The 25603-nt window shown below is 64.0% G+C and carries 26 protein-coding genes and 1 other RNA gene; 18 read left to right on the top strand and 9 right to left on the bottom strand.

Annotated features, from left to right (window positions below):
- Positions 1-26: 26 nt before the first annotated feature.
- Positions 27-1841, bottom strand: a complete 1815-nt coding sequence (locus tag BLP76_RS15685) for a glycoside hydrolase family 15 protein (RefSeq protein ID WP_092815519.1) — start codon at positions 1839-1841, stop codon at positions 27-29.
- Between the two features lie 204 nt (positions 1842-2045).
- On the opposite strand from BLP76_RS15685, the gene BLP76_RS15680 reads away from it, so the two are divergent.
- Complete coding sequence (locus BLP76_RS15680) at positions 2046-3473, top strand: MATE family efflux transporter (RefSeq protein ID WP_092815516.1); 1428 nt, start codon at positions 2046-2048, stop codon at positions 3471-3473.
- Positions 3474-3587: 114 nt separating this feature from the next.
- Here the strand turns inward: BLP76_RS15680 and BLP76_RS15675 are convergent, their stop codons facing one another.
- Positions 3588-5501, bottom strand: a complete 1914-nt coding sequence (locus BLP76_RS15675) for a propionyl-CoA synthetase (RefSeq protein ID WP_092815513.1) — start codon at positions 5499-5501, stop codon at positions 3588-3590.
- A 104-nt stretch (positions 5502-5605) separates the two neighbouring features.
- On the bottom strand, positions 5606-6019 hold the full coding sequence (locus BLP76_RS15670) for a universal stress protein (protein ID WP_092815510.1): 414 nt from the start codon (positions 6017-6019) through the stop codon (positions 5606-5608).
- Positions 6020-6268: 249 nt separating this feature from the next.
- On the opposite strand from BLP76_RS15670, the gene ssrS reads away from it, so the two are divergent.
- The 9 genes from ssrS (at position 6269) to BLP76_RS15625 (ending at position 12658) form a co-directional block, all read left to right on the top strand.
- Positions 6269-6427: non-coding RNA, 6S RNA (gene ssrS / locus BLP76_RS15665), on the top strand.
- Positions 6428-6456: 29 nt separating this feature from the next.
- Positions 6457-7044, top strand: coding sequence for a 5-formyltetrahydrofolate cyclo-ligase (locus BLP76_RS15660; protein WP_092815507.1), 588 nt, complete (start codon positions 6457-6459; stop codon positions 7042-7044).
- On the top strand, positions 7041-7871 hold the full coding sequence (locus BLP76_RS15655) for a TIGR00282 family metallophosphoesterase (RefSeq protein ID WP_092815504.1): 831 nt from the start codon (positions 7041-7043) through the stop codon (positions 7869-7871). The genes BLP76_RS15660 and BLP76_RS15655 overlap by 4 nt, the downstream gene beginning before the upstream one ends.
- Positions 7872-7948: 77 nt before the next feature.
- Positions 7949-8374, top strand: coding sequence for a GFA family protein (locus BLP76_RS15650; RefSeq protein ID WP_092815501.1), 426 nt, complete (start codon positions 7949-7951; stop codon positions 8372-8374).
- A 179-nt stretch (positions 8375-8553) separates the two neighbouring features.
- Entirely contained in the window at positions 8554-9447 is an 894-nt protein-coding gene (locus BLP76_RS15645; RefSeq protein WP_092815498.1) for a transglutaminase family protein, read from the top strand.
- A 64-nt stretch (positions 9448-9511) separates the two neighbouring features.
- Positions 9512-10333, top strand: a complete 822-nt coding sequence (locus BLP76_RS15640) for a transglutaminase-like domain-containing protein (protein ID WP_092815495.1) — start codon at positions 9512-9514, stop codon at positions 10331-10333.
- Positions 10334-10428: 95 nt separating this feature from the next.
- Entirely contained in the window at positions 10429-11460 is a 1032-nt protein-coding gene (locus tag BLP76_RS15635; RefSeq protein WP_200170617.1) for an aldo/keto reductase, read from the top strand.
- Between the two features lie 3 nt (positions 11461-11463).
- Complete coding sequence (locus BLP76_RS15630) at positions 11464-12012, top strand: NADPH-dependent FMN reductase (protein WP_092815492.1); 549 nt, start codon at positions 11464-11466, stop codon at positions 12010-12012.
- A gap of 124 nt (positions 12013-12136) precedes the next feature.
- Positions 12137-12658 carry a GNAT family N-acetyltransferase gene (locus tag BLP76_RS15625; RefSeq protein WP_092815489.1) on the top strand — a complete coding sequence of 174 codons (522 nt, stop codon included), beginning with the start codon at positions 12137-12139 and terminating at the stop codon, positions 12656-12658.
- Between the two features lie 17 nt (positions 12659-12675).
- Here the strand turns inward: BLP76_RS15625 and BLP76_RS15620 are convergent, their stop codons facing one another.
- On the bottom strand, positions 12676-15225 hold the full coding sequence (locus BLP76_RS15620) for an HWE histidine kinase domain-containing protein (protein WP_092815486.1): 2550 nt from the start codon (positions 15223-15225) through the stop codon (positions 12676-12678).
- On the bottom strand, positions 15218-15412 hold the full coding sequence (locus tag BLP76_RS15615; protein WP_092815483.1) for a hypothetical protein: 195 nt from the start codon (positions 15410-15412) through the stop codon (positions 15218-15220). Before BLP76_RS15615 ends, BLP76_RS15620 begins: the two co-directional genes overlap by 8 nt.
- 394 nt (positions 15413-15806) lie before the next feature.
- Between BLP76_RS15615 and BLP76_RS15610 the strand changes: the two genes are divergently transcribed.
- From BLP76_RS15610 to BLP76_RS15595, 4 genes are all read left to right on the top strand, one after another.
- Positions 15807-16568 (top strand): Crp/Fnr family transcriptional regulator, encoded by a 762-nt coding sequence (locus tag BLP76_RS15610; protein WP_092815480.1) that lies wholly within the window; start codon positions 15807-15809, stop codon positions 16566-16568.
- A 195-nt stretch (positions 16569-16763) separates the two neighbouring features.
- The gene (locus tag BLP76_RS15605) at positions 16764-18236 is read left to right on the top strand and encodes a sensor histidine kinase (RefSeq protein WP_092815477.1); all 1473 of its coding nucleotides are present in this window, start codon (positions 16764-16766) and stop codon (positions 18234-18236) included.
- A 39-nt stretch (positions 18237-18275) separates the two neighbouring features.
- Positions 18276-18695, top strand: a complete 420-nt coding sequence (locus BLP76_RS15600; RefSeq protein ID WP_200170620.1) for a response regulator — start codon at positions 18276-18278, stop codon at positions 18693-18695.
- 25 nt (positions 18696-18720) lie between these two features.
- Positions 18721-19740 (top strand): histidine kinase dimerization/phosphoacceptor domain -containing protein, encoded by a 1020-nt coding sequence (locus tag BLP76_RS15595; protein WP_092815471.1) that lies wholly within the window; start codon positions 18721-18723, stop codon positions 19738-19740.
- An 84-nt stretch (positions 19741-19824) separates the two neighbouring features.
- Here the strand turns inward: BLP76_RS15595 and BLP76_RS15590 are convergent, their stop codons facing one another.
- Entirely contained in the window at positions 19825-20082 is a 258-nt protein-coding gene (locus BLP76_RS15590) for a YjhX family toxin (RefSeq protein ID WP_092815468.1), read from the bottom strand.
- A 348-nt stretch (positions 20083-20430) separates the two neighbouring features.
- On the opposite strand from BLP76_RS15590, the gene BLP76_RS15585 reads away from it, so the two are divergent.
- The gene (locus BLP76_RS15585; RefSeq protein ID WP_092815465.1) at positions 20431-21180 is read left to right on the top strand and encodes a YebC/PmpR family DNA-binding transcriptional regulator; all 750 of its coding nucleotides are present in this window, start codon (positions 20431-20433) and stop codon (positions 21178-21180) included.
- Between the two features lie 90 nt (positions 21181-21270).
- Here the strand turns inward: BLP76_RS15585 and BLP76_RS15580 are convergent, their stop codons facing one another.
- The 3 genes from BLP76_RS15580 to BLP76_RS15570 form a co-directional block, all read right to left on the bottom strand.
- Positions 21271-22035 carry a sulfite exporter TauE/SafE family protein gene (locus tag BLP76_RS15580; protein WP_092815462.1) on the bottom strand — a complete coding sequence of 255 codons (765 nt, stop codon included), beginning with the start codon at positions 22033-22035 and terminating at the stop codon, positions 21271-21273.
- Positions 22036-22078: 43 nt separating this feature from the next.
- Positions 22079-22765 (bottom strand): DUF1013 domain-containing protein, encoded by a 687-nt coding sequence (locus tag BLP76_RS15575; RefSeq protein WP_092815458.1) that lies wholly within the window; start codon positions 22763-22765, stop codon positions 22079-22081.
- A gap of 139 nt (positions 22766-22904) precedes the next feature.
- Positions 22905-23909, bottom strand: coding sequence for an NAD(P)H-quinone oxidoreductase (locus tag BLP76_RS15570; RefSeq protein ID WP_244514626.1), 1005 nt, complete (start codon positions 23907-23909; stop codon positions 22905-22907).
- Positions 23910-24048: 139 nt separating this feature from the next.
- Here BLP76_RS15570 and BLP76_RS15565 point away from each other — a divergent pair, with 139 nt between their 5' ends.
- The 3 genes from BLP76_RS15565 to BLP76_RS15555 all read left to right on the top strand — a co-directional run.
- Positions 24049-24237 (top strand): DUF1192 domain-containing protein, encoded by a 189-nt coding sequence (locus tag BLP76_RS15565; protein WP_092815455.1) that lies wholly within the window; start codon positions 24049-24051, stop codon positions 24235-24237.
- 319 nt (positions 24238-24556) lie between these two features.
- Entirely contained in the window at positions 24557-25081 is a 525-nt protein-coding gene (rcdA, locus tag BLP76_RS15560) for a protease adaptor protein RcdA (protein WP_092815452.1), read from the top strand.
- A gap of 224 nt (positions 25082-25305) precedes the next feature.
- Positions 25306-25603, top strand: a 298-nt coding sequence (locus BLP76_RS15555) for a transposase (RefSeq protein WP_139163760.1), incomplete at its 3' end; no start/stop codon positions are given.

Raw genomic sequence — 25603 nt, 5'->3', positions numbered from 1 at the left:
GAGATTTCCCCCTTGGGTGGCGAACGTCAGGCCGCGAACCGGGTTCCCTCATCGCCGTCGAGCGCCCGCTCCAGCCAGTGGGCCGCTGAAATCAGCGACAGATGCGTGAGCGCCTGCGGGAAATTTCCGAGATGCGTCCCGGACGGGCTGAGCTCTTCCGCATAGAGGCCGACATGATTGGCGTAGGAGAGCAGCTTTTCGAACATGAGCCGCGCCCGCGGCAGATCGCCCGTCCGTGCCAGCGCCTCCACATACCAGAAGGCGCAGGTGGTGAAGGCGCCTTCGCGCCCGGAAAGCCCGTCGACGTCTTCGGCCCCCTCCGCCTCGTCGTCGTAGCGCAGGACGAGGCAATCCTTGACGAGGCGCTGCTCCACGGCGCGCATCGTCCTCAGCCAATAGCGGTCGCGGGGATTGATGAAGCGGACGAGCGGCATCAAGAGCACGGAGGCGTCCACGGTCTTGGAGCCCTTATACTGCACGAAGGCACCGATTTCCTCGTCCCAGAACTCCTCCATGATGGAGCGATAGATGGTGTCGCGCTCCGCCCGCCAGGCTTCCACCGGCCCCGCCAGAGAATATTTCACCGCCATGCGGGCCGCGCGGTCGAAGGCCACCCATGACATCAGCCGCGAAGACAGAAATTCCCGCCTCGGTCCACGCACCTCCCAGATGCCCTCATCCGGCCGGCGCCAGTTCTCCTTGAGCCAGTCGAGCATCTTGACGATTTCCCGCCAGGCGCGGACCGACGGCTGGCCGAGCGATTTCGCCGCGACATAGATCGTGTCGAGAAGCTCGCCATAGATATCGAGCTGCAATTGCTCGTAGGCGGCGTTGCCGATCCGCACGGGCTGCGAGTTCTGCCAGCCCTCCAGATGGTCGAGCGAGACCTCTTTGAGATCGTGCCGCCCGTCCATGGCGTACATGATCTGCATCTCGCCATCGTCGCGTCCCTCGGTCAGGCCGAGGAGGAAGGTCGTGAACTGATGCGCTTCCTCGTAGCGGCCGAGACGGGTGAAGGCGTAGACGGAAAACGCCGCATCCCGCACCCAGCAATAGCGGTAATCCCAGTTGCGGCTGTGGCCGGGCACTTCCGGCAGCCCGAAGGTCGCCGCCGCCGCGATCGAGCCGTGCTTCTGCGAGGTCAGAAGTTTCAGGACGAGCCCGGAGCGCACCACGACATCGCGCCAGCGCGACGGGTAACGGCCGTTCGCCACCCAATTGTGCCAGAAATCGCTCGTCTCGACGAAACTCCTGGAAACGTAGCCGGCGTCGATCGGCGGAGCATCTGCGCGGCCGGGACAGAGCACGACGAAGGCATGCTCGCCCTCTTTCAGGCGGAACCGCGCCTCTGCCGTGCCTTCCGATATGCCGAGCTCGACACGGCTATAGAGGAAGAGCTGCCTTTCCCCGTCGGAGAATTTGACCCCGTACGGGATCGCCTCCGCGCTCGTCGTACCGCGTCCGTAATCGAAGCGCGGCGCGCAGGAGAGCGTAAAATCGACATCGCCCTGGATCGCCTTCGCCCGCCGCACGATCCGCCCCGACCCGTCGAGAGGCATGAAGTCGGAAACCTCCGCCACGCTCTCGTCGCCCTGAAAGCGGGTGATGAGGATATTGGTGTCCGGCAGATAGAGCTGGCGCGAGCGCAGCCCGTCGCCGGCCGCATGCAGCTTGAAATGCCCGCCCTTCTCCCGATCGAGGAGCGAGGCGAAAACGGTGGGCGAATCGAAATTCGGATAGCAGAAGAAATCGATCGTGCCGTCGAGGGCGACGAGCGCCGCCGTCTGCATGTCGCCGATGATGGCGTGATCTTCGATCGGCGTGAAGGTTTTGTCTGTCATGGGGGATGATACGCGAAGGTCGAGGAGCCGGCTTACTAGCCTAGCGCTCGTCCTCTCGCCGTCCAGGGCAGACATCCAGGGCAGACATCGAGGGTAGACGGGCCTTCTCCGCCCGAGTGGTTGAAGACGGCCTTTCTGTTCAACCGAAAGCCGGTTGGCTTTCATCGCTCTTGCCATGTACTCCCCGGCTTCTGGTGGTGAAACATGCAACGCGCGAATCGAACACGTCCCCAACACGAAGTGCCGGCCGCCATCTCCGGCGGCAGCGACCTGTCATGGCTTGGCCATGCCGGCGCGACCGCCGTCTTGGCCCTGCCGCTGATCGGCGCACAGCTCGCGCAGATTACGATGAACGTCACCGACACGGTCATGATCGGCTGGCTGGGTGCGCGCGAGCTCGCCGCGGCGGTGCTTGCCACCCAGAGCTTCTTCCTCTGCTTCATGTTCGGCGTCGGCTTCGCCCAGGCCGCGCTGCCGCTCGCCGCCAATGCGGAAGGCCGGGGTGACGCGCGCGGCGTGCGCCGCTCGATCCGCATGAGCCTGTGGGTGTTGTGGCTCTACGGCGCGGCGATGATGATCCCGCTCTGGGAGATCGAGGCGATCCTCGTCGCCTTCGGTCAGGAGCCAGATCTCGCCGCGATGGCGGCCGATTACATGCATGTGGCGCAGTGGTCGATGTTTCCGGGCCTGCTGATCATGGGCCTGCGCTCCTATCTGACGGTGGTGGGGCGCGCCTATCTGGTGCTCGCTGTCATCGTCGTCGGCGCGCTCACCAACGCGCTGTTGAACTACGTCCTGATCTTTGGCCATCTCGGCGCCCCCGCGCTCGGCCTCGTAGGCGCGGCGATCGCGACCTTGGGGTCTAATCTCCTGATGGCGGGTCTGCTCGCGGCCTATTCGGCACGAGCGGCAGCGTTGCGCCGCTACGAGCTCTATGTCCGGTTCTGGCGTCCCGACTGGCACGGCTTTCGCGAGATCGTGCGGCTGGGCTGGCCGATCGGCGCGACAATCATCGCCGAGGTCGGCCTCTTCACCGCCTCCTCCGTGATGATCGGCTGGCTCGGCGCCGTGCCGCTCGCCGCCCACGGCATCGCGCTGCAAATCTCATCGATCACCTTCATGATTCCGCTCGGACTGGCGAGCGCGGCCACGGTGCGCGTCGGCCTGGCGGTCGGGCGCGGCGACAGGGTCGGCCTCGGGCGTGCCGGCACCGTTGCGCTGATGATGGGCGCGGCCATCGCGGTCGGCGCCGCAATCACCTTCCGCTTGCTGCCGGAGGAGCTGATCGGGCTTTATCTCGACCCCGCCAACATCAATGCCGACGAGGTGCTGGCCTATGCGGTGCCGCTGCTCCTGGTGGCGGGGGTTTTCCAGATCGTCGATTCGCTGCAGGCGGTGGCTGCCGGCATCCTGCGCGGCCTCAAGGACACGCGGATGCCGATGATCATCGCCATCGTCAGCTACTGGGTGATCGGCACGCCGACTGCCTACGTCCTCGGCTTCGTCCTGGACTGGGGCGGCGTCGGGGTCTGGTGGGGCCTGGCTTCGGGCCTTGCGGCCGCAGCCGTGCTTCTGACGACGCGCTATGTGCGCCGCGAGCACCACGGCCTCGTCCATTCCGATCCGGCGTAACAAGGCGCACGGCACGGCAGACAAAAAAAGCGGCCGCTCGAAAGCGACCGCATCACCGTCATTCAAGCGAACCTATCAAGGCCGCCAGCGAAACCCTGGCGGCCCGAAAAGGCCTCAGCTCGCCCGCATCTGGTCGACGTGCTCCACGACGCCCTTGATCTCGTCGAGAATGCCCGGATCGTCGATCGTCGCCGGCATACGGAAATCCTCGTGATCGACGATGTGGCGCATCGTGGCACGCAGGATCTTGCCCGAGCGCGTCTTCGGCAGGCGATGCACGACATGCACCGTCTTGAAGGCGGCCACCGGTCCGATCTCCTCGCGCACCAGACGGATGCACTCCTTCTGGATCTCCAGCGGATCGCGGTCGCGGCCGGATTTCAAGACGACGAAGCCCATCGGCATCTGGCCCTTGAGCGCATCGGCGGCACCGATGACGGCGCATTCGGCCACGTCCGGATGGTTGGAGAGCACCTCCTCCATCGCGCCCGTCGACAGGCGATGGCCGGCGACATTGATGATGTCGTCGGTGCGCGACATGACGTAGACATAGCCTTCGTCGTCGAGCATGCCGGCATCGGCCGTTTTGTAGTAGCCCGGAAACTCCATCAGATAGCTTTCCCGGAACCGCTCGTCGGCATTCCACAAGGTCGGCAGACAGGCCGGCGGCAGCGGCAGTTTGACGACGATGTTGCCGAGCGTGTTGGCTGCGACCGGATGGCCGGCATCGTCGAGGATCTCGATCTTGTAGCCCGGCATGGCGACCGTGGGCGAGCCGTACTTGACCGGCAACAGGCCGAGCCCCGCCGGATTGGCGGCGATCGCCCAGGCCGTTTCCGTCTGCCACCAATGGTCGATCACCGGCACGCCGAGCTGGTCCTGCGCCCAGCGGATCGTATCGGGATCGGCGCGCTCACCGGCCAAAAACAAGGTGCGCATCTGGCTGAGATCGTAGCGGCCGACATGCTCGCCCTGCGGATCTTCCTTCTTGATCGCGCGGAAGGCCGTCGGCGCCGTGAAGAGGGCAGACACCTTGTGCTCCTCGATGACGCGCCAGAAGACGCCGGCGTCGGGGGTGCCGACCGGCTTCCCCTCGAAGACGATCGTCGTGCAGCCGTGCAGAAGCGGCGCATAGACGATGTAGGAATGGCCGACGACCCAACCGACATCGGACGCGGCCCAGAAAACCTCGCCCGGATCGATGTCGTAGATCGCCTTCATCGACCATTTGAGCGCCACCATGTGCCCGCCATTGTCGCGCACGACGCCCTTGGGCCGTCCGGTCGTGCCGGAGGTGTAGAGGATGTAGAGCGGGTCGGTCGCCGCAACCGGCACCGGCGGCACTTTGGTGCCGGCATTCTTGGCCGCCTCGACGAGCGCCAGGTAATCGTAGTCGCGCCCCTCCGTCAGCTCGCACGGCCCCTGCTCGCGCTGCACGATCAGGCAGAATTCCGGCTGATGGCGGGCGACGTCGAGGGCCTGATCGAGAAGCGGCTTGTATTTCACCACCCGATTCGGCTCGATGCCGCAGGAAGCGGAGATGATCGCCTTCGGCTCGCAATCGTTGACGCGCGTCGCAAGCTCGTTTGCCGCAAAGCCGCCGAAGACCACCGAGTGCACGGCGCCGAGCCTGGCGCAGGCGAGCATGGCAAAGAGCGCCTCGGGCACCATCGGCATGTAGACGATGACGCGGTCGCCCTTCTCGACGCCCTTCTCGCGCAACACTGCGGCCAGAGCCTCCACCTCGGAGAGGAGCTCCTGATAGGTGATCGTGCGCTTCGCACCGGTAATGGGGCTGTCGTAGATGATCGCCGGCTGGCCCGGACGGCCGCGCTCCACATGCCGGTCGACGCAATTGTAACAGGTGTTGGTTTCTGCGCCGGCAAACCAGCGCCCATACATGCCCATTTCGGGATCGAAGATCTTATCGGCCGGCTTCGACCAGTCGATCTCTTCGCCGGCTTTCGCCCAGAAGGCTTCCGGATCGTCTTCCCAGGACTTGTAAACCTCGTGATAACGGCTTGTCATATGTGTTTCCTCCCCGACGATTGGTACATTCAGCAGGCTCGGCCGGCAATCACCTCCTGGTAGCTTCGACTTCGCCGCACCGTCCCCTCCCGATCGCGTTTCATTCAGCGAACGACGAAGACGGAAACCTCGCTGTGCGCCGCGAGATAGCCGGCCCGCGAGGAGAAGACGTGCTCGGCAAAACCGGGCACATGCGAAGACATGACGACGAGATCGGCGCCCGTCTCGTGAACCTGCTCGCTCAACGTCTGGTCTAAATCTCGCGTCGGATCGTGGCTCGTCACCGCCTTGGCCTCAAATGTAACGCCGTGCTTATCGCTCTGCCGGGCTGCGAATTCATTAAGTCTTTCGGCGAACTCGGCCGGATTATGTGAAAGAGAGCTGGGAAGGACCGCCGAGACCCCGACGAGGACGAGGCGCGAACCGTGTTGTTTGGCAAGGCCTGCAGCCGCCTCCAGGGCTCTCTCGAGCTTGTCCGCATGGGCAAGATCCGCGGGCACGAGAATGGTTCGAAACATCTAAGCCTCCCTGGTCGTGCTTGTCCGTAAGCCTAGGTCACGAGTGCCGGAAGAAAACGCGTCTCGCGTCGGTTCTGACGGGTGCTGCCCGATCGCGCCGGCGCGGCATGATGCCCCGCCTTCCGCCACACGTGCAAACCTTGCGATGTCACACCCCCTGATTGCGTTCGGGGTTCTTTGGAGGATATCGAAACCCGTCTGTCAGGTTTCGTTTGCCGAGCCTCCAGGGGCTCCCTATATCTCGCCTTCGCGCGGCTGCCCGGTTCGACAGGAGTCACATTCCCCGGGGCCTTATCGATCTCGAAGGGAGCTGTCCCTGGTCTCGCCCGTGGGCTTGACCAAAACGGCGCCCACCTACTTTGTAGGTTTCCCGGGATCGTACACTCCACCGGCCATGGCGGCCGCGCTCTCAACCCCCGTCATCGTCGATTTTCCTCATGGACGTCTCCTCAGCCAAGGCCAAGCTTCGCACGCAGGCATTGCTGCGGCGCGCAGCCCTCGGCGAGAGCGAGCGGCGCCTGCGCTCCGCCCACGCTGTCCGCCACATCGAAAAGCTCCTGCGCCCTGGCGAGACCGTGGCGCTCTTCTGGCCGATCCGCGACGAGATCGATCCGCGCCCGCTCTTGCCGCTGATCGCCGCACAGGGCGGCACAGCGGCGTTGCCGGCAATCGTCGAGAACCGCCTCGTCTTCCGCCATTTTCTCGATGAAGAAGGCCTCGAGGCCGGCACTTTCGGCACGAGGCACCCCTCGCCCCATCACGGCGAAGCGACGCCCGATCTGATCGTGGCGCCGCTCGCCGCCTTCGATCGCGCCGGCGGGCGGATCGGTTATGGCCGCGGCTATTACGACACCGCCGTGGCGGAGCTGCGGGCGCGCGAGCACGCCCCGCGTCTTGTGGGGCTCGCCTTCTCGTGTCAGGAGGTCGATATTGTTCCCATGGAAGACCACGATATCCCCCTGCCCCTCATCGCCACCGAGGACGAACTCATCGACACCACCGCCAAGCCCACGGAGGCCCTGTGAGGATTCTCTTTCTCGGTGACGTTATCGGCCGCTCTGGCCGCAAGGCAGTCAGACATCACCTCCCCTCCATGGTCGAGCGCTGGAAGCTCGATTTCGTCGTCGTCAACGGCGAGAACTCCGCCGGCGGTTTCGGCATCACCGAGAAGATTTTCCAGGAGCTCCTCGACGCCGGCGCCGATTGCATCACCACGGGCAACCACGCCTTCGATCAGAAGGAGGCGCTCGTCTTTGCCGAACGTCAGGAACGCTTTCTGCGTCCGATCAACTATCCGCCGCAGACGCCCGGCCGCGGCGCCAACATTTATACGGCCCGTTCCGGCGCGCGCGTCCTCGTCATCAACGTCATGGGCCAGCTCTTCATGACCGCCCTCGATGACCCGATCGCAGCCGTGGAGCGGGAAATCGCGGCGATGCCGCTCGGACGCGACTGCGACGCCATCATCGTCGATTTCCATGCCGAGGCGACGAGTGAAAAGCAGGTCATGGCGGCTTTCCTCGACGGCCGCGCGAGCCTCGTCGTCGGCACGCACACCCATGTACCGACCGCCGATTACCGCATTCAGCCGGGCGGCACGGCCATGATGACCGACATCGGCATGTGCGGCGATTATGATTCCATCATCGGCATGCAGAAAGACGAACCTCTGCACCGCGCTGTGACGAAAATCTCTTCCGGGCGTCTAGGGCCCGCAATGGAAGAAGCGACCTTGTCGGGGATCGCCGTCGACGTCGATGATACGACCGGGCTGGCGAAGAAGGTCGCGGCCGTGAGGCTCGGACCGCATCTGGAAAGATCCGTCCCGACCTTCTGGACCGACGAGGACTGAGCGGACCGTTCGCCACCCTGACGGTCGCCATCCTGACGGTCGCCACCTGGAAGGTCATCGAGAGAAAGGCGCGAGAGATGGTGGACCTGCCTTTGCACGGGCGCTGCTTTTGCGGCGCCATCCGCTTCGAGGCGAAAAGCGAACCTCTTCAGGTCTCCTGGTGCCATTGCCGCGATTGCCGGCGGCAGACGGGAGCGCCCGCCGTCGTCTGGGCCGGGTTTCCGAGCGATCTCGTCACCTGGCACGGCACGCCGAAAGACCGGCAATCCTCTCCGGGCGTCACCCGCTCCTTCTGCGCCGATTGCGGCACGCCCTTGACCTATATGGATTCCCGCCTGCCCGGCGAGATCTACATCCATGCCGGACTTTTCGACGAGGCGGACCGCCTGTCGCCGGACCGCCACGCCTATGTGACGGCGAAACTCTTCTGGCTGCATCTCGACGACACTTTGGCGAAATACGACGACGACACGCGCCACCGCCCGGACGCACCCCACAGCTGACGCCCCCTCCTCGGCAATTCCGCGTCTGAGCCGGCCGCCGTTGCAATCGCCACGCCGGCGGAAGCGTTTTGGGGCTATGATGGGCAGAGCCGAAGCCGGAACACCCATCAGGACGCCCGCAGAACACCCCTGCCGGAGCGCCCCTGCCGGAACGCCCGAGGAGAGGTAAGCGCAGCGTCGTGCCGATCTACACAGTCACCCACCTCACGACCTATCGCTACCGCAAAAGGGTCGGCTTCGGGGAGCATCGCATGATGTTCCTGCCGCGCGAGGGGCACGACCAGCATCTCCTCTCCTCCACGCTCACCATCACGCCGGAGCCGGTCAGCCTGCGCTGGCACGACGATGCGCTCGGCAACCGCGTCGGCGTCGCGCGCTTCACCGGCGGCCGCAGCACCGTTCTCGCCACATCGCTCGTCTTCGAAAGCGTCATCCGCGTCGCGCATTTCCGCTCGCACCCGGCCGGCATCAATCTGGACGAGGAGGCGCGCTTCCTGCCGGTTTCGCTCAGCGAGGAGGACAAGGAGGATCTGCGCCCCTTCCTTGTCCGGCGCTATCCCGATCCGGACGGCACATTGTTACGCTGGGCGGAGAGCTTTCTCGACCCGTCGGAGCCGCTTCCGACCTTCGAGCTTCTGACCGCGATGATCCATGCGATCCGCCACGACCACGCCTATGTGCGCCGCGACCACGGCATCCAGGATCCCGCCGAAACGCTCACGCTGCGAAGCGGCACCTGCCGCGATTTCACGGAGCTGATGATCGAGGCTTTGCGCGCCCTCGGCCTGCCCGCACGCTTCGTCTCCGGCTACCTCTATGTGCCGGCGCGCGACAGCCACGACATTCACGGCGGCGGCGCCACCCATGCCTGGGTGCAGGTCTATCTCCCCGGCGCCGGCTGGATCGACATCGACCCGACCAATGCCATCCTCGGCAATGAAGGTTTGATCCGCATCGCCGTCGCCCGCGAGCCGAGCGAGGTCCTGCCATTGTCAGGCTCCTATCTCGGAATGCCGGACGACGATCTCGGCATGGAGGTGATGGTCAAAGTCGCCCGTGAGGATGATGGGTGACATTTGCCTAAAATTGCGCCCGCTCCCGCGGGAACCGCACGACCCTCTAGCCACTTGAGGTTAAATGAAGATCAGAGCCGGTTTTGAAATCGAATACGAGTGCCAGCAGCCGACTCCGATGCTGCTTGTCCTGTCGGTGCATCCCTCGCGGCTCCGCGATCTTGAAACCCCGCACCATATCACCTTCGAACCGGAGATCCCCTCGCGCGACTACCGTGACGATTTCGGCAATGTCTGTACGCGCATCGTGGCCCCCGCCGGGCTTTTGCGGATGTCGACCGAATTCACGATCCGCGACGAGGGACTTCCGGACGAGGTGGCGCCGGATGCGCGCCAGACACCGGTCGACGAACTCCCCGACGACGTGCTCCTCTTCCTTCTCGGCAGTCGCTACTGCGAGACCGACCGGCTGACGGATCTCGCCTGGTCGCTCTTCGGGCACGTCCCGCAAGGCTGGCGGATGGTCGAAGCCATCTGCGACTACGCCCACGAGCGCATCACCTTCGATTATCTGAAGGCCGATCCGATGCGCAGCGCCGTGAACGGCAATTACGAGCAGACGGGCGTGTGCCGCGATTTCGCCCATCTCGCCGTCGCTCTGTGCCGCTGCATGAATATTCCCGCCCGCTATTGCACGGGCTATCTCGGCGATATCGGCGTGCCGGAAGACCCGAACCCGATGGATTTCAGTGCCTGGTTCGAGGCCTATCTCGACGGCCGCTGGTATACGTTTGACGCTCGCCACAACCATCCGCGCATCGGGCGCATCCTGATGGCGCGCGGACGCGACGCGACCGACGTCGCGATTTCCACGAGTTTCGGCGCCTCGCGTCTCGCCGGTTTCAAGGTGATCACCGACGAGATCGCCGAAAAGGCCGCCGCCTGAAAGCGGCACCGCCAGTCACGCAATCCAGCCTCCCGCTTTGAAGAACCCGGATCGGGCCTTATGTGCACCGCAACGGAAACAACGGGAGTTCCCCCATGCTCGACAAACTAGCGACGACGAACCTGCCGACGAAACCCTTCGGCCGCACAGATATGCAGATCACCCGCGTCGGCTTCGGCGCCTGGGCGATCGGCGGCCCCGACTGGGCCGTCGGCTGGGGCGCGCAGGACGATTCCGAATCCGTCGCCGCCATCCGTCACGCCGTATCCCGCGGCATCAACTGGGTCGACACCGCCGCCGTTTACGGCCTCGGCCATTCCGAAGAGGTGGTGAAGAAGGCGCTCGCCGATGTCCCGGCCAGCGAACGCCCCTATGTCTTCACCAAATGCGGTCTCGTCTGGGACGAGAACGACCGCAAGAAGATGCCGGCGCGCATCGGCGCTGCCGACAGCTTGCGCCGCGAGGTGGAAGCCTCGCTGAAGCGCCTCGGCGTGGAGCGCATCGATCTTTATCAGATGCACTGGCCGGCCAATGACGGCACGCCGGTGGAAGAATACTGGCAGACCCTCCTGGACCTGAAGAAGGAAGGCAAGATCCGCGCCGCCGGCCTCTCCAACCACAATGCCGAGCAGCTGCAAAAGGCGGAAGCCGTCGGCCATGTCGACACGCTGCAGCCGCCGTTTTCGGCGATCAAGCGCGAGGTGGCGGAAAAGGAACTGCCCTGGTGCGACGCCCATGAGACGGGCGTCATCGTCTATTCGCCGATGCAGTCGGGCCTCCTGAGCGGCCGCTTCAGCGTCGAGCGGGCGCAGGCCCTGCCGGCAGACGATTGGCGCTCCAGAAATCCGGATTACACCGGCGAAAAGCTTGAAAAGAACCTGGCGCTTGCCGACAGCCTGAAGCCGATCGCGGAAAAGCACGGCACCACGGTGCCGGCCGTCGCCGTTGCCTGGACGCTCGCCTGGCCTGGCGTCACCGGCGCCATCGTCGGCGCCCGCAATCCGGGTCAGGTCGACGGCTGGATCGATGCGGCCACGCTTGAACTGACCAAAGAAGACCTGACCGACATCGCCAAAGCCATCGAAGAAACCGGTGCCGGCAACGGTCCGGCCATGCCGAAGGTCTGAGCCATGTCATCCGCGAAAACGAAACTCCTCGGCCTGCCGGGGAGCCTTCGCCGTGAGAGCTATTCCCGTGCCGTTCTGCAGGGCCTCGCGGCCGACAATGACGGCACGGTCGAACTTCAGATCGGCCATGTCGATCTGCCGCTCTACAACAGCGATCTGGACGGCGACGACGCGCCCGAGGCGGTCCGTGAATTCCGTCAGGCGGTCGCGGCAAGCGACGGCCTCGTCATCGCCACGCCGGAATACAATCACGGCATTCCGGGCGTCTTGAAGAACGCCCTCGATTGGGCGTCGCGTCCGCGCGGATCGTCCTCTCTCATGGGCAAGCCGGTTCTGGTCGTGTCCGCCTCACCCGCCTTCACGGGTGGCGTCCGGGCGCAGGCACAGCTCAACGAGACGCTCCACGCCGCCGAATGCCGCCTCGTCGGCGGGCCGCAGATCGTCATCGGCAATGTCGGTGACAAGGTGCGGGACGGCCGTCTCGTCGATCCCGCGATCCTCGATTTCGCCCGCGAGGGGCTGAAGCGCCTGCAAGCCATGATCGCAGGCTGACACCGTCTAGAGGGGGCGCCTGAGGGCGCTCCCTCCAAACCTCTCTCCCGCGGCCTCACGCCTCGCTTGCGCCTTGAAATAATTGCCTTTATCTGCCTCGAGCGCGGTCTCGCGGACGAGGACAATGGGCAAACTGCAGATCCGGGATCAAAACGAGGCCGACCGCACCGCCGTCAAGGAACTGGTGCGACAGGCCTTCCTTCATAAGCCGTACGCGGCGGGCAGCGAAGCCTTCATCATCGACGCTCTATGGAAGCGCGGTATGGCGACGATCGCCCTCGTCGCGGAAGCCGATGGCCGCATCCTCGGCCAGGCCGCCTTCTCGCCCGTCACCATCACCGGCAGCGACGGTCAGGTGACGACTGGCTGGCACGGGCTCGGACCCATCGCCGTCCTTCCGGAGGTGCAGAAGAAGGGCGTCGGCTCGGTGCTGATGGAAGTGGGCCTGACGAAGCTTCGTGCGCTCGGCAGCGAGGGCTGCGTGCTCGTCGGCGATCCCGCTTATTACGAGCGTTTCGGCTTCGAAAATCTGCCGCAGCTTCAAATCCCGGGCGTGCCGGCGGAAAACCTGCTCGCCCTCCCCTTCACCGACACCCTGCCGGCCGGCGAAGTCGTCTTCGACGAGGCCTTCCAGGCGACCTCCTAGACGACACCCGCCCGGCACTATACCCGCTCGGCGCCGGCCATCGCCTCCTGCAAGGACTGCGCGCTGTAGGGCTTTCGCACCTTGTAGGTGGCATCGAAAGGCGCCGGCAAAGCCGCCTGCTCGCCATAGCCGGTCGCGAAAACGAAGGGCACATCCATCCCCGCCAGCCGTTCGGCGATTTCGAGGCTCGTCTCCGCACCGAGATTGACGTCGAGAAGCGCGAAATCCGGCGCCTGCCGTTCGATCTCCTTGAGCGCGTCGCTCACGCCGCTCGCCGCGCGCACGCGGCCAACGCCGAGCGACAGCAGCATCTGCTCGGTGTCGAGCGCGATGATCATGTTGTCTTCCACGACGAGAACGTCAGCTGGCAAGGCGTTGCCTCCCTCGTCGGCCCTCGGGGCCTCATGCAATCTGTCCACGACGATCTCGCTGCGTTGGAAATGTTTGGGCGGAATGACGAAGCGCGCCTTGAGGCCGGTCAGCTCGTAATCGACCTTCGCCTCGCCGCCGAGATCGTGCACGATCGATTGCTCGATCACCGTCGAGCCGAAGCCGTAACGCTTCGGCGGCTTGACCGGCGGGCCGCCGCGCTCGCCCCAATCGATGGTGAGCCGGCCGAGCGGATCGAAATCGGTGATGATGTCGATCTGGCCGCGGCTGTCGGAGAGAGCCCCGTATTTCGCCGAATTGGTGATGAGTTCGTGGATCACGAGCGCGACGGTCGTGAACGCCTCCGGCTGCACGAGCACGTCGGAGCCCGTCAGCACGACGCGGTCGGCCTTGCCGCCGAGATAGGCGCCCGCCTCCGTCGTCACCAGATTGCGGAACGAGGCAGGGCTCCAATCATCCGACGTGATCTGGTCGTGTGCACGTGCGAGCGCCTGGATGCGGCCGCCGACGACTTCGGTGAACGCTTCGATGCTGGTCGCATCTTTGCTCTGATTGATGACGCCGCGAATGAGGCTCAAAATATTGCGGACGCGATGATTGAGCTCCGCGATCAGGAGCTTTTGACGCTCCTGCGCGCGGCGGCGCTCCGCCTCCGTCAGATTGGAGAGCTGCAGGATCACTTCCAGAAGGCTGACGCGCAGGCCTTCGGCGATCCGCTCCTCCACCGGCGACCAAGGCATCGACTGCCCGCTCACCGTCTCCTTCCACATCTCGAAGCTCTTGCGCGGTGTGAGCCGCGCGCCGAGCGGTCCGACGCTCACCGGTTTTTCCGGATTTCCCGCCCAATTGACGCTGCGCGTCACCTCCTTGCGGAAGAAGACGAGATAATCGCCCGGCTGCCGAGACAGCGGCACGACGAGCATGCCGGCAGCACGATCTGAAAAGCGCCGTGCGGGCTCGTATTTCGCCCCGATCTCATGCTCGGCGCAGACCTCGTTCACGCCCCTGTCGCGCAGATGCGCCGCAAGTCCGGCAAAATCGTCTTCGTTTGGCGTCAGGCCCCGCAACGTGGCGCGCCCCTCCACCCACAGACCGATGCCGTCGCAAACGAGAAGATCGGCGATTTCGTCGAGATGATCGACGATGCTCTCAAACCGGGTCGCCTCGGCGGCCATCACCGCCACCAGCTTGTTGTGCAGCGTGTTGGAGCGTTCTTCGTATTCCGCTTCCGTCTGCCGCTCGCGGTTCTCCACCAGAAGCGAGAACATCTGGCCGAAGAGTTCGGCCGCCGTCCGCCGCTCGAAGGTGACGTGATGCGGCGCGTAATGGTGGCAGGCGAAGAGCCCCCACAGCCGGCCTTCCCGTAGGATCGACACCGACATGGAGGCATCGACCCCCATATTCTGCAGATACTCGATATGAATCGGCGAAACGCTGCGCAGAATGCTCATCGACAGATCGAGCGGCCGGTCGTTGTGGTCGCGCGCCGGCTCGACAGGCGACGGCTCGGCTGAAATGTCCGGGATAATCCGCAGCCAGTTCTTCTCGTAGAGAATGCGCGCCTGGCGGGGAATGTCGGTGGCCGGATAATGCAGGCCGAGAAACGAGCCGATGCCGGAACGCGCCGATTCCGCGATCACCTCGCCCGACCCGTCATGATCGAAGCGATAGATCATCACCCGGTCGAAGCCGGTCAAAGCCTGCATTTCGCGCGCGGCGATGCGGTAGAAATTCCTGAGATCGTCCGTGCGCTGCAATCGCGCCACCATCCCCCGCACCATGGCGGCGGCATTGGCCGCGGGCTCCGGGACGGAGCGTTCGCACTCCACCACCACCTCGTCGCCGGACAGATGCACCGCGACATCGCAGACGAGGCCCGCTTCCGTCATCGTCACGCCGAAGGCACGGGCCACCGTCTCGCCCATCACGGCACCCTGCAGATGGTTGCGGATCGTGTGCACGGCCTGTCCGAGGAAGACATGGTCGATCGGCAGGCCGAGAAGATCCTCGCCCTCGCGGCCGAGCCACTCCGCCGCGTTGCGCGACACCCGCGTCACCACCCAGCTGGAGCGCGACACGGCGACGAGAAATCCAAATGGCTGCACAGCACCCAGAAGATGGATCGGCTCGCGGTCGCAGTTTGTCAGATCGACTTCGAATTGGGTCGGATCAGGCATGGCAGCCCAACTCGTCAGGCTGCATGACGGTTTCCGCGGCCGGAGCGAAAAGAGAGAAGGCGGCTTTGACGCCCTTCACGGCCCCGTCCGGCGCTTCGCCTCGAACGATCATGGGATTGAGACGCGCTTCGACCTCGGCATGAAGCTCGGCCGTAGCGGCTTGCGGAAGAGCGCGGACAGACCTCAATGAAAGAATTTCCTAATGAACGGTCGGGTGCAACCGCATTCACGTGCCATGGCTATCGCCCAGATGCGGTCAGCGGGCCGAATCTGATGCATGAATTCAGCCAGCTCTGAATGGCTAGCAAGCACGAACTCCGCGCCCCTGTCTGTTCACTTGTGAACACAGGAATGAGCGAAGTTGCCGATTTTGCGTGCAAACGGCCGGAAAACCGGCCTTTTGCCGGTTTCGACCATTCCACGCGGTTCACGATGTCCCCGGCAGCCCTGCGCAATGAGGCGACAAACTCGTCCTTCTGGAGGCGACGGAGTGCGGCACAATCGCCACAGATCACGGGTTGCGCTGTGTTCACTACAGCACATAAAAGCGGAGACTGACCACACGTGCGGGACGAGCGCCCATGTTACACAATCCTGCCCGGGAGCATCCGGCAGAGACGCGCCCCCTCAACAATCTCTTGAGGGTCCTGAAGGACGAGGATTACGGCCTCCTTGAACCGCATTTCCAGCTGCTGCACCGCAACAGCGACCATGTCATGTACAATCCGGGCGACAACGTCGACAACGTCTACTTTCCTTGCGGACCGGCGCTTGCTTCGTTTCTCGTCGCCAACGAGGACGGTGAGGATACCGAGACCATTCTGATCGGCCGCGAAGGCGCCGTCGGCGGCATCGTCAGCGCCGGTCGTCTCCCGGCGTTTTCGCGTATCATCGTCAAATTCGAAGGCCCGTTCGTCGGCCTGAAGCTCACGGAGCTGGAGGCGGCGAAGCAGAAATCGCGGGCTGTGCGGCAGCTCTTTGCGCGCTACGCCGATTGCCTCGTCGCGCAGATGCTGCAGTCGATCACCTGCAACGCCATCCATTCCGTCGATCAGCGGGCCGCGAAATGGATCATCGCCACGATGGAGCGGACCGGTGATCACACCGTTCCTCTGACGCATGAGCAGCTCGCCCGCATGCTTGGCGTCGGCCGCTCCTATACGAGCCGCGTCATGCAGACCTTCAAGGCGGAAGGCATTCTGGAAACACAGCGCGGCTCGCTGCTGGTGCGCGATCATTCCGCACTCCATGCCCGCTCGTGCAAGTGCAACGATGCCGTGAAACATCATTTCGACGCCGTGCTCAAAGACGTCTATCCGGAGCCCGACCAGGACGTCCATTGAGGGCGACCGGCCTGGCCGCACGAAGTGGTCACTGCACCCAAACCGGCGATGAGAGGACGAGCCCGCCACCGATCCTTCGCCCGCGCCGCCCTGGATCGATCAGGCGCGCAACTTAGCCGGCGTCCCTCCCACCGATTGAGCCGCGCCTGCAAGCGGGCTATGGCCTCTTCTCTTCCTGCCGGGTGACCCAGAACCATGAAAAATTCGGAACGGCGCATCAGCCGCTTCATCTTGGCTGCAATCGTCGGCGGCTTTCTCATGCTGCTTGCCGTAGGTGTCAGCTTCCTGGTCGTGCTGCGCCAGACCCAGGTCAGCGCGGAATGGGTGGCGCATACACAGGAAGTCGCTGCGAGCCTTGCCGAACTGGGTGCCGCGATTGAACGTTCGGAGACGGCGCGGCGCGGCTATCTCCTCTCGGCGGACGAGCGTTTCGCCAATGCCTTCGAACAGCTCGCCGGCGAGATCGAGACGCGCATGGATGCGGTCGATGCCCGCATCACCGACAACAGCGACCAGCAGAAACGCCTCGCGGAATTGCGGCAACTCGTCGCCACCCACCTCGCCTATGCCCGCGACACGCTTCAGAACCGCCGCCGGGCGAGAGACGACGCGACCGCCAAGATGACGTTCGACCGCGACGACGTCGATGTCATTCGCCGGGCCCGTGCCGCGGCAGCCGAAATGCTGAAGGCGGAAGAGGCTCTGCTCGTCGAGCGGCGCGCCCGCCAATTCCGCAACGTGCAGCTATCCTATGTCGTGCTGGCATTATCGGGCCTCGTGTTCGTGGCGCTCGCGGCGGGTACGATTTGGGCGACGCGCCGCAACGTCCATGCGCTGGCGACGGCCGGTGCGCGTTTGCAGCTTCTCAACGAGGATCTGGAATCGGCTGTGGCCGAGCGCACGACGGAATTGCAGCGCGCCAATGACGAGATCCAGCGCTTCGCCTACATCGTCTCCCACGACCTGCGCTCGCCGCTCGTCAATGTCATGGGCTTCACCAGCGAGCTGGAGGTGGCGACGAAGCCGCTCACCGAGCTGATCGAAAAAGCCCGTGAAGAGGCGCCCGATCTCGTCACCGAAGAGGTGCGACTGACGATCGAAGAGGATCTTCCCGAAGCCATCGGCTTCATCCGCTCGTCGACGCAGAAGATGGACCGCCTGATCAACGCCATCCTGCATCTGTCGCGGGCCGGGCGCCGCGTTCTCTCGCCCGAGAAGCTCGACATGAATGCCCTCGTCGCCGGCATCGCCGACACGCTGCAGCATCGCCTTCAGGAGCTCGACGCGGAGATCCGCATCGAACCGATCCCGACCCTGGTGACCGATCGCCTGGCCATCGAGCAGATCATCTCCAATCTTGTGGAGAACAGCGTCAAATACCTGAAACCGGGGCGCCCCGGCCTGATCAAGGTGCGTGGCCGTCAGCACTCCGGGCGCATCATCATCGAAGTTGAAGACAACGGTCGCGGCATCGATCCGAGGGATCACGAACGCATCTTCGACCTCTTCCGCCGTTCCGGATCGCAAGATCAGCCGGGCGAAGGCATAGGCCTCGCACATGTCCGTGCTTTGGCCTACCGCCTTGGTGGAACGATCGAGTGCGATTCGACGCTTGACGAAGGCGCCACCTTCCGCCTTTCAATGCCGCCGGAATTGCAGAAAGCGTAGGAACCCGTCGTGTCGAGCCATCAACCGGTCACCATCATCATGATCGAAGACGATGAGGGGCATGCGCGTCTCATCGAAAAGAACATCCGGCGCGCCGGCGTCAACAACCCGGTCCTCCACTTCGTCGAGGGAACGGCTGCGGTCGAATTCCTCTTCAACAGCCCCGAGGGCCCGACTCACAACGGCCCCGCGCTCGTGCTTCTCGATCTCAACCTGCCCGACATGAGCGGCACCGACATCCTGAAAAGGATGAAGGAGGAAACGAGCCCGCTCCGCCGCACGCCCGTCGTGGTTTTGACGACCACCGACGACAAGATGGAGATCGAGCGCTGCTACGATCTCGGAGCAAACGTCTATATCACCAAGCCCGTCGAGTACGAATCCTTCGCCCAGGCGATCCGTCAGCTCGGCCTGTTCATTTCGGTTATCCAGGTTCCCGAACCCGAGATCGAAGCCTGATTTACCCCTTGAAGAACCGGATGAAATGCCGCGCATTCTCTATATCGACGACGACGAGGGACTGCGGCGCCTGACGCGCCGCGCGCTTGCCCGCCGCGGTTACGAACTCACCACCGCCGGAAGCGCCGACGAAGGCCTCGCCCTTCTGCAAAAAGACAGGTTCGACCTCGTCGCCATCGACCATTACATGCCCGGCAAGACGGGGCTCGACGCGCTTCCTCTCATCAACGCGCTGCCCTCGCCTCCCCCGGTCGTCTATGTCACCGGTTCGGAGGAAAGCTCCATCGCGGTGGCCGCCCTCAAGGCCGGCGCCCGCGATTATGTGGTGAAGACGGTGGGCGAGGAATTCTTCGACCTTCTGGCCTCCTCCTTCGCAACAACGCTCGAACATCAGCGCCTGGTCGCGGCCCAGCATGAGGCGGAGCATGCGCTCAAAGCCTCCAACGAGCGGCTCACGGCGCTTTTGCGCGAGGCCAACCACCGCGTCGCCAATTCGCTTCAGATCGTCTCCTCCTTCATCCAGATGCAGGCCAACGCCGTCGAAGCGGAAGAGGCGAAGATCGCGCTTAAGGACACCCAGCAGCGCGTCTATGCGATCGGCCAGGTGCATCGCCGGCTCTACACCTCGCAGGACATCAACAGCGTCGAGATGGGCGACTATCTGAGCGCGCTCACCGCTGGGCTGGAAGAGACCTGGTCGAGCGAAACGGCGGCACGCCGCGTCCATCTCACCACCGATGGGCTGCGCCTCACCACGGACCAGGCCGTTTCGCTCGGCGTCGTCGTCAACGAACTCGTCTCCAATGCCTGCAAATACGCTTATGGAGAGGAAGAGGACGGCGACATCCGCGTCGATCTCACGACCCTGCCGGGCGGCTTCCGCCTCAGCGTCGAGGACGACGGCAAAGGCTTCAACGGCGCGGCAGCCCCCACCGGCACCGGTCTCGGCACCAAACTCGTCACCGCCATGGCGAGGAGCCTGAATGCCGAGATATCTTATGAAGGCGGACCACCGACCCGCATTCTGCTGGTCAAAACGGCGTAGCGCGGAAGACCGCCTCGCCGGCGATTTGTTCACCGCCGGCGATGTCTTCAGCGCCGATTGATGTCTTCACCGCCGGCGATATTTTCACCGATTGTCGAGCTGTGCCCGGACGCTGCGGCGACCCCGTTCAGAAATCTGATAGGGCGCACCGCCGCGCGATTCGATCAGCCCCTTCGACAGAAGCCGGGAAAAGACCGGCAATGTGCAGTCGGAGAGTACGAAACCGTCGCGGGTGAAACAGGTGACATGGGTGATCTTGCGGCCGCCGCCGCGCTCATGACGAATGCGTCCGCCCTGAGCGAGCGCGTGCAAGACGCGCTGCTCGAACTTCGAGATATTCATGGAAAATGCCTGGATCGGAGAAAGCACGGGGCAGAGCGCGCACGCCGCCCTCAGGCCGCGCCCGTTCGTTCTGCCGCTTCGCGTCTCCACCTGGATCAACGTCCAGGGGAGCCTCAGAGGGCTCTGACAATCTCCAGCATCAAGGCTCCATCGCGCGGCAAAGTCCCGCGCGTTGCCTCAGCACCTACTCACCGGCATCAATTGCGGCAAGTGACCGCTATGCCGCAGGCGCAAAATGCGGCGCGGCGACAGTCGATCGTCTCCTTCCCCACCTAGACGCCTTCGCCACTCCCCATTATATCCTCCGTTCCCCAGAGACATTCACGACAAGACGCAGGTAAAACCGCAATGGCGGGCCATTCACAGTTCAAGAACATCATGCACCGCAAGGGCCGCCAGGATGCGGCCCGCTCAAAGCTGTTCTCCAAATTGTCGAAGGAGATCACCGTCGCCGCCAAGGTCGGCGACCCTGATCCCAACACCAATCCGCGCCTGCGCCTGGCCGTGCAGAATGCCAAGGCGCAATCGATGCCGAAGGACAACATCGAGCGTGCGATCCAGAAGGCGAGCGGCGGCGACAGCGACAATTACGAAGAGATCCGCTACGAAGGCTACGGCCCGGGCGGCGTCGCTTTCATCGTCGAGGCGATGACCGACAACCGCAACCGCACGGCCGGCGCGGTCCGCTCCTACTTCGCCAAGAACGGCGGCTCGCTCGGTGAAACCGGCTCCGTCGCCTTCATGTTCGAGCGCGTCGGCGAGATCTATTACCCGGCCTCCACCGGCGATCCGGAAAAGGTGCTCGAAGCCGCGATCGAAGCTGGCGCCAGCGATGTCGAAAGCGACGAGGAAGGCCACACCATCCTCACCGAGTTCGAGGATCTGGGCGACGTCTCCTCCGCGCTTGCCGAAACGCTGGGCGACGCGGAATCGGTGCGTGCCATCTGGAAGCCTCAGACCCTGACGCCGGTCGATGAAGAAAAGGCCGGCACGCTGATGAAGCTCATCGCCACGCTCGAAGACGATGACGACGTGCAGAACGTCTATGCGAACTTCGATGTCGATGCCGAGGTCATGGAGCGGCTCTCCGCCGCCTGAGCCTTCGGGGACAGCCTGCTTTCGGGACAAGCGTTCCGAGGGAAGAGCCCGCAGAAAACTGACAGCCGGCGTTCGGCCGGCTGCTTCGTGCTACCGCAGCACCCCGTCGAAGGCGGGCGAAGCCATGATGGCGGCTGCGACGATGAGGCCGAGCGCCACCCTCCGGAACACCTTCTCGGAGGCAAAGCCGAACATCTTCTGTCCGAGAATGAGCGCAACGAAATAGACGGGCGCGGCGATCGCCGCACGGATCAGCGCCGCCTCGCTGAAGATGCCGTTCGCCCAGAACGACAGACCGGTGATGACCGTCGACAGCGCGAAGAAGACGATGAGATTGGCGCGGATTTCCGCCGCCGCCTCGTGCCCGCTCATCCAATAAACGACGACCGGCGGGCCTGAGAGCTGCGTCGCGCCGCCGAGAACCCCCGACAGCATGCCGACGCCGAAGGCGGAGGCGGGGCGCCGCGGCCCGGTAAAGCGCAGGCCCGAGCCGAGCAGAACGACCAGCGCAAGAACCACCGCCGACATACCCCAGCGCAAGACGAGCGGATCCGCGGTCGCAAGGAGATAGGCGCCGAAAGGCGCGCACAGCGCCACGCCGCCTGCCGCCGGCAGAACGGAGCGGTAATTGCAAACCCGCAAAGCTGGAATGAGGATCGGAAGCGTCGGCAGGGAATCGATCGCCCACAAGACGATGACCGCCGCCCGCGGTCCGATCAGAGCCCCCGCGAAGGGGACGAAGACGAGGCCGGCGCCGAACCCGGCGAAGCCTCTGACGGTGCCGGCAACCAGCACCACCAGGGTCAAAGAGAAAGTGGCGGGATCACCCGCCACCGTCAGAAATTTCTCCACCATGCCTCCCGAAAACTCAGCTGTTCTCAACTGAGCTCACGCGAGGTCAGGTGACATCGCTCGACTTCAAATTCTTGAGCTTGGCGAAAACCGAATCCGGATCGATGTCGGGCTCGCGCTCGTGCCCCGTATCGCTTTCGGAAGGCTGCGGGCGCCGCGTCGTCTCTTCCGCGGACAGAAGGCGTGCGCCCTCTTCTTCCACGGCCGGGGCGTTTTTCGCCGCTTTGCGGACTTCGAGGTCGAGTTCGAGCTGCGAGCACAGGCCGAGCGTGACAGGGTCGGCCGGCTGCAGGTTCGCCGAGTTCCAATGCGTGCGCTCGCGGATTGCCTCGATGGTCGGCTTCGTCGTGCCGACGAGGCGGATGATCTGCGAATCCTTCAGTTCCGGATGATTGCGCACCAGCCACAAAATGGCGTTCGGCCGGTCCTGCCGCTTGGAAACGGGCGTGTAGCGCGGTCCGCGCCGCTTCGTCTCCGGCACGCGCACCTTGGAGACCAGGATCTTCATCCGATAGGTCGGATCGCGCTCGGCCTTTTCGATCTCATCGCGCGCCAGCTGTCCGCCGATCACCGGATCGATACCCTTGATACCCTGGGCGGCGTCACCATCGGCGATCGCTTTGACTTCGAGAGGGTGCAGCCGGCAGAAATGTGCGATCTGCTCGAAGGTGAGCGAAGTATTGTCGACCAGCCATACGGCGGTCGCTTTCGGCATCAGAGGCGTTGACGCCATGGCATGATCCTCCTGTGTTCTCTGCCGGAGGGTCTCCGGCAGAGCGTGATTCACGTCGGTGGACGGGAAGTTGCCCGACATATACGGGCACCCGGCGAAGCACGCAATGCGCCGTTGCGATAAGCTTGAGGTCGCAAAGCTATGCGCGCGGATCGACTTTCAAGACGATCTTGCCGACATGTTCAGCATCAATCATCTGGTGTGCTTCCACGACATCGGCAAATGGCACCACCGCGTGAATGACCGGCGTGTAGCGTCCAGCCGCGATCGCCGGCCACACCGTTTCCTCCAGCATACGCGCGAGTTCCGCCTTCGCTTCCACCGATTGCGGCCGCAAGGTCGAGCCCGTCAGAATGAGCCGCTTCTGCATGATCAGCGCGAGATCGACCTCCGCGCGCTGCCCCTTGAGGAAGGCGATCTGCACGACCCGCCCGTCGACCGCCGCCGCCTGCAAATTGCGCTGGGTATAGCTGCCGCCGACCATATCGAGGATGACGTCGGCGCCCTCGCCGCCGGTAAACTCTCGCACCACCTCGACGAAATCTTCGCTGTGGTAATTGATCGCCCGGTCGGCGCCGATGCGCCTCGCCGCCTCGCAGCGCTCATCCGAGCCTGCCGTCACCAGAACATGCGCGTTGAAGGCCTTGGCGAGCTGAATTGCCGTCGTGCCGATGCCGGACGTGCCGCCATGAACGAGAAGCGTCTCGCCGGGCCTGAGCGAGCCCCGTTCGAAGACATTGTGCCAGACCGTAAAAGTCGTTTCCGGCAAGGCCGCGCCTTCGATGAGCGACAACCCCTGGGGCAGAGGCAGAGCGTTCGTTTCCGCCACGGTCGCATATTCGGCGTAGCCGCCGCCGGGCAGAAGCGCCACGACCGCGTCGCCGACGCCGAAACGTTCCGCGCCCTCGCCCGCCGCCACCACATGGCCGGAAATTTCGAGCCCCGGAATGTCGGAGGCTCCCTTCGGCACTGGATAACGACCGAGCCGCTGCAAAACGTCAGGCCGGTTGATGCCCGCCGCCGCGACCTTGACGAGAAGCTCGCCTTCTCCCGGCTGCGGCACAGCGCGCTCTTCGAGAGCCAGCACCTCCGGCCCGCCCGGCTCGGTGATGGCGACGGCTTCCATCGTCTGCGGAATGTTCATGCATCCTCCCCACAATCTGCAGTGAACCTAGCGCGTGAAAGTCGGATTTTGAATGGGTGAAGCACCGGCAATGAAACGCTGACAGCCAGCGGATGCAGCGTTATCCTTCGCGCCAAAGGCCGAAACCAGATGGGCGACGATGTTTGCTGACGACGACAGGCCGGTCAAAAAGCCGGTCCACACGGTGGGCGAAGACCTCTCGCTCCTTTCAGAACACGAGCTTGAGGAGCGCATCGCGCTTTGCGAGGCAGAAATTGCGCGCATCAAGCAGGAGCTGACGCGCAAGAAGGGCGGGCGCGCCGCTGCGGATGCTGTTTTCAAGCGCTGAAACCGCGATCGTTCGGCTTGTCGTTCCCCGCTTAACCGCGGATTAACCTTTCTAATTTCTAATGACGCTATCCAATCAGGTTTGGATGTGAGTGATCCTGTTCACTCTGTTTGACGCCTCCCTGTATCAGCCTAGAGCCGCCCAGCGGCTCTTTTTTTGGCCTGCGTCGTGATCTTTACTATTTGATTACAATCCGTTTGAATTCGATCTCGTCGGAGTGTCGAAATGGCTCCGCGAGCGAGAAGCCGGTGGAGAACCCGGCTCTCGCCCTTGCCGAGGCGCGGCACTCGGCTTTGAATAGCCAAAAGGGATCAAGTCCATGCGTCGAACGGGTAGCCGCGAAGAGCCTTTGTCTTTCGGGCGCGCTTATGCGCATTCGCAGACATTCAGCGAATTGTTCCAGGCGGGCATGCAGCTCGTCGAGGAGACGGCAGCCTATCTCGATGGCGACGGGCGCGCCGCCGCCTCCGAGCTCAATCGTCCCGCCTCCATCGTCTATGCCACCGAATCCATGCGCCTCACCACGCGGCTGATGCAGCTCGCCTCCTGGCTCCTCCTGCATCGCGCTGTGAACGAAGGTGAGATGACGCTCGACCAGGCGGCGGAAGAAAAACACAAGATCCGCCTCGATCAGGCTCTGACCGCAATGCGCGGTCCCGGCTGGGACGAGCTTCCGGAAGGGTTCAAGGCGCTGATCGACCGCTCCGTTTCCCTGCAGAAGCGGGTGCAGATGATCGACGCAGCCCTTTTCGACGACGGTCGTGCGACCCTGGAGGAAGCGCCGAGCCCGGTGGCAAGCCAGCTTGCAGCCCTTCAGGACGCTTTCGAGAAACGTGTCGGCTGACGCCCCAACGGCAAAGCTCGCACGACGCGCTCCGAGAAACGGCATCTCTCGACGGCGCGCAATCTCGTCTCGCACATCGGCATTGCCGACGATCGTCGCGGATCTCCCCCAAAAAGAGATCGACCAAAAAGATCGCGCCAACAAAAAAGGCCGCCCCTTCGGAGCGGCCTTCAGACTGCTGACAAAGCCCTGGCGTGAGCCGGGGCTTTTTGATTCAGTGGGCCATGTTGAAGAGCCCGGCCCCTGAGCAGACTGCGATCGAGATGGTGACACTCGATCAATTGGTTCCCAAGGATCACCTGCTTCGCAAGATCGACGCGGTGATCGACTTCTCGTTCATCCATGACCGGGTTGCGGGGCTCTACTGTCCGGATAATGGCCGCCCGGCGCTCGATCCGACCTTGATGTTCAAGGCGCTGTTCCTGGGCTATCTCTTCGGCATCCGCTCTGAGCGCCAGTTGGTGCGCGAGATCGAGGTGAATGTCGCCTATCGCTGGTTCCTGCGGCTGAAGCTGACCGATG

The organism is Afifella marina DSM 2698, assembly GCF_900102695.1.
Classification (GTDB): domain Bacteria; phylum Pseudomonadota; class Alphaproteobacteria; order Rhizobiales; family Afifellaceae; genus Afifella; species Afifella marina.
This window is presented reverse-complemented; position numbering and strand designations above follow the sequence as displayed.

Bases quoted from the DNA above. Each gene is read 5' to 3' on its own strand.
- BLP76_RS15580 (WP_092815462.1), bottom strand. From the start codon at position 22,035: ATGGTGGAGAAATTTCTGACGGTGGCGGGTGATCCCGCCACTTTCTCT.
- BLP76_RS15635 (WP_200170617.1), top strand. From the start codon at position 10,429: ATGCTCGACAAACTAGCGACGACGAACCTGCCGACGAAACCCTTCGGC.
- BLP76_RS15600 (WP_200170620.1), top strand. From the start codon at position 18,276: ATGATCGAAGACGATGAGGGGCATGCGCGTCTCATCGAAAAGAACATC.
- BLP76_RS15685 (WP_092815519.1), bottom strand. From the start codon at position 1,841: ATGACAGACAAAACCTTCACGCCGATCGAAGATCACGCCATCATCGGC.
- BLP76_RS15640 (WP_092815495.1), top strand. From the start codon at position 9,512: ATGAAGATCAGAGCCGGTTTTGAAATCGAATACGAGTGCCAGCAGCCG.
- rcdA (WP_092815452.1), top strand. From the start codon at position 24,557: ATGCGTCGAACGGGTAGCCGCGAAGAGCCTTTGTCTTTCGGGCGCGCT.
- BLP76_RS15630 (WP_092815492.1), top strand. From the start codon at position 11,464: ATGTCATCCGCGAAAACGAAACTCCTCGGCCTGCCGGGGAGCCTTCGC.
- BLP76_RS15660 (WP_092815507.1), top strand. From the start codon at position 6,457: ATGGACGTCTCCTCAGCCAAGGCCAAGCTTCGCACGCAGGCATTGCTG.
- BLP76_RS15680 (WP_092815516.1), top strand. From the start codon at position 2,046: ATGCAACGCGCGAATCGAACACGTCCCCAACACGAAGTGCCGGCCGCC.
- BLP76_RS15570 (WP_244514626.1), bottom strand. From the start codon at position 23,909: ATGAACATTCCGCAGACGATGGAAGCCGTCGCCATCACCGAGCCGGGC.
- BLP76_RS15650 (WP_092815501.1), top strand. From the start codon at position 7,949: ATGGTGGACCTGCCTTTGCACGGGCGCTGCTTTTGCGGCGCCATCCGC.
- BLP76_RS15620 (WP_092815486.1), bottom strand. From the start codon at position 15,225: ATGCCTGATCCGACCCAATTCGAAGTCGATCTGACAAACTGCGACCGC.
- BLP76_RS15675 (WP_092815513.1), bottom strand. From the start codon at position 5,501: ATGACAAGCCGTTATCACGAGGTTTACAAGTCCTGGGAAGACGATCCG.
- BLP76_RS15595 (WP_092815471.1), top strand. From the start codon at position 18,721: ATGCCGCGCATTCTCTATATCGACGACGACGAGGGACTGCGGCGCCTG.
- BLP76_RS15610 (WP_092815480.1), top strand. From the start codon at position 15,807: ATGTTACACAATCCTGCCCGGGAGCATCCGGCAGAGACGCGCCCCCTC.
- BLP76_RS15605 (WP_092815477.1), top strand. From the start codon at position 16,764: ATGAAAAATTCGGAACGGCGCATCAGCCGCTTCATCTTGGCTGCAATC.
- BLP76_RS15625 (WP_092815489.1), top strand. From the start codon at position 12,137: ATGGGCAAACTGCAGATCCGGGATCAAAACGAGGCCGACCGCACCGCC.
- BLP76_RS15670 (WP_092815510.1), bottom strand. From the start codon at position 6,019: ATGTTTCGAACCATTCTCGTGCCCGCGGATCTTGCCCATGCGGACAAG.
- BLP76_RS15575 (WP_092815458.1), bottom strand. From the start codon at position 22,765: ATGGCGTCAACGCCTCTGATGCCGAAAGCGACCGCCGTATGGCTGGTC.
- BLP76_RS15565 (WP_092815455.1), top strand. From the start codon at position 24,049: ATGTTTGCTGACGACGACAGGCCGGTCAAAAAGCCGGTCCACACGGTG.
- BLP76_RS15590 (WP_092815468.1), bottom strand. From the start codon at position 20,082: ATGAATATCTCGAAGTTCGAGCAGCGCGTCTTGCACGCGCTCGCTCAG.
- BLP76_RS15585 (WP_092815465.1), top strand. From the start codon at position 20,431: ATGGCGGGCCATTCACAGTTCAAGAACATCATGCACCGCAAGGGCCGC.